This is a genomic window from Stieleria sp. (assembly GCF_041595215.1).
GTDB lineage: Bacteria > Planctomycetota > Planctomycetia > Pirellulales > Pirellulaceae > Stieleria > Stieleria magnilauensis.
Map to the genome: position 1 here is coordinate 1 of NZ_JBFHKV010001038.1, position 3,037 is coordinate 3,037.

At 62.7% G+C, this 3,037-nt stretch carries 2 protein-coding genes; both read right to left on the reverse strand.

The features are described 5' to 3' along the window. Window positions 1-477: 477 nt before the first annotated feature. Window positions 478-1,872: a DUF1501 domain-containing protein gene (locus ABX749_RS27725; protein ID WP_145206955.1), complete on the reverse strand. Its 1,395-nt coding sequence runs from the start codon at window positions 1,870-1,872 to the stop codon at window positions 478-480. 58 nt (window positions 1,873-1,930) lie between these two features. Continuing rightward, window positions 1,931-3,037 (reverse strand): DUF1553 domain-containing protein (locus ABX749_RS27730; RefSeq protein ID WP_372898883.1); only part of this gene is annotated, 1,107 nt, incomplete at its 5' end.

Genomic DNA, 3,037 nt, shown 5'->3' on the forward strand with positions numbered 1-3,037 from the left:
CGGCAGGCATGCGACTTGGCAAGTCGGGGTGATCGCCCCCTCGCTGCGGAGCAGCGAAACGGGCGGCTGAAGCGCATGTTGGTGTCCAGCCTTGAGGCGCATCCGGGTCGCTGCGGAGCAGCGAAACGGGCGGCTGAAGCCTGCACACCAGCGCATGTTGGTGTCCAGCCTTGAGGCGCATCCGGGTCGCTGCGGAGCAGCGAAATGGGCGGCTGAAGCCTGCACACCAGCGCAGGTTGGTGTCCAGCCTTGAGGCGCACCCGGGTCGCTGCGGAGCAGCGAAATGGGCGGCCGAAGCCTGCACACCAGCGCATGTTGGTGTCCAGCCTTGAGGCGCATCCCGGGGTCGCTGCGGAGCAGCGAAATGGGCGGCTGAAGCCTGCACACCAGCGCGTGTTGGTGTCCAGCCTTTAGGCGCATCCGGGTCGCTGCGGAGCAGCGAAATGGGCGGCTGAAGCCTGCACACCAGCGCGTGACCTAAGCGATGATGTCCGTCGCCACGTTCCCGTAAACGTCGGTCAATCGGAAATCGCGTCCGGCATACCGATAGGTCAAACGGGTGTGGTCCAGACCCAGCAAGTGCAACACGGTGGCGTGCCAGTCATGGACATGGCACGGGTTTTCCACCGCTTCGAATCCGTGTTCGTCGGTCGCCCCGTAGCTGAAACCGCCCTTGGTTCCGCCGCCGGCCATCCACAACGTGTAACCCTTGTTGTTGTGGTTGCGGCCATCTCCATTTTGGGCCGACGGCGTCCGTCCGAACTCGCCGCCCCACATCACCAACGTGTCTTTGAGCATGTCGCGTTGTTTCAGATCGGCCAACAGCGCCGCGATCGGTTGATCGCAGGCCTCGGCCCGCGCGGCATGGTCTTCGGTCAAACGGGCGTGCTGGTCCCAATTGCCGTGCGTGACTTCGATGAACCGCACCCCGGCTTCGGCAAAGCGACGGGCCAGCAAGCACTGTCGTCCGAACGTCCGCGTCGGATCGGAATCGGCGCCGTACATCGAAATCGTGCGCTGATCCTCGCCCGACAGATCCATCAGTTCCGGCATCGCGTCCTGCATTCGAAACGCCAACTCATAAGACTGGATCACGCCTTCGACGTTCGCCCCGTCACCGGCCGGCATCTGGCTGCGATTGAGCGATTGGATGAAGTCGAGTTGTCGGCGCTGTTGATCGGTCGTTCGTTTCGGGTTGCTGATGTCCGGCACCGCCTGGCCGCCTCCGGCATTGAACCGCGCCGCTTGGGCAAAGCGACCGCCCGATCCGCCGACTTTGGTGCCGCCATAGATCGCCGGCAAGAACGCGCTGCTGTAGTTGCGAGAGCTTCCCGCGGGTGGACTGAGCGAGACGAATCCGGGCAGGCTTTCGTTTTCGGTGCCCAGACCGTAAAGCGTCCAGGCGCCCAACGACGGCCGAACGAACTGCGCCGTTCCGGTGTGCATCTGCGTCATCGCGCCCGGGTGCACCGGTTGATCGCAATGCATCGACCGAATCAAACACATCTCGTCGGCGTGCTTGGCGACTTCGGGAAACAGATCCGAGATCCACAGTCCGCTTTCACCGCGTTGGCGAAACTGCCACGGTGACTTGAGCAGCGCGCCACCGTACTTGCCGCGTTTCCCATCGTCGGACGCCAAGGCCGGTTTGTAGTCGAAGGTATCGACGTGTGACGGACCGCCTTGCATGCACAGGAAGATCACGCGTTTCGCTTTCGCCGGAAAGTGCGGCGGTTTGGGCGACAACGGGTTGGCCGCGACGTCCGCCCCTGCCCCGAGGGCGGACGAACGAGAAAGCGACGCCAGCCCCGCCAGCGCCAAGTAACCGAACCCGGCCGAGGTGTGTTTGAGTAGATCGCGACGTGTGTACATTGGATTTCCGAGGTGATTGAGGTTGAACCCCAACGGGTCAACACGATCATGACATGGACTAATTCAGGTATCGAAATTCGGCGGCCGCGAAGAGCGACTGACAAAACGCGGCGAGCGCCGATTTGGGCAACAGGCCCGACGAACTGAGAAAGCGATGCGATGCGGTGCGTTCAGCGGCCGTCGGCGGGCGTCCGTATGCCAAGACGAACGCCATTTCGACACGGTCTTTGGTCGATCGCCCCTCCTGGAGCAGCCGCTCGGCAAAGGCTTCGCTGAGCCGGATCGTGAGCGGATTGTTCAACATGTAGAGCGCCTGGTTGGGCGTGTTGGATGTTTCGCGGGTGCCGATCACCATGCTGGGGTCGGCAAAGTCAAACACGTCCAACGATCGCGGCACGAAGTCACGCACCACAGGCAAGTAAACACTGCGGTGATTGTCCGAGACACTGTCCAGCGAACCTTCGTCATAGGCCGTGGCGGCGAGTTCCGCCATCCGTTGGTTGCCGATCGCCGAGCGCAGCTGGTTTCGGGCCAGCGCTTGTTCGCGCGGATTGCCGTTTCGGATGCGATCAAAGATCGGCGCCAGTCCGCCGCGACGGCTGGTCAAGGTGGTTCGCCCGGTCAAGGTGGTTTGCATGGTACGGCGGATGGCATCGCGGGGATCGCCGAGTTGTCCGTCGCGAACTCGGCTGTAACCGGCTTGGGCAACCTTCGATCCGGTCGGCCGCTCGGTTTCCAGCTCTCCGGCGATCACAAGCATCGCGTCGCGGAGCGACTCGGCGTTCAGCCGTTTCACGTTGGCCCGCCAAAGCAACCGGTTGTCCGGGTCCGCTTCGTGGCTGGCGACGTCAAAGGTGCTTTGCATCCGATAGGCCCGCGTCAGCATCATTTGACGGATCATGGTTTTGACCGACCAGTCCGACTCGATAAATTCGATCGCCAGATGATCGAGCAATTCGGGATGGGAGGGGGCCGTTCCGGTCATCCCGAAATCTTCGGTCGTCGGCACGATACCCTGGCCGAAGACGTGCTGCCAAATGCGGTTGACCATCACGCGTGCGGCCAAGGTGTTGTCGTCGCTGCCGATCCAGCGTGCCAATTCCAATCGTCCGCTGGTTCCGGGCTTGGGTGAAAACGACACGTCGCTGAGTGCGGCGGGCAACCC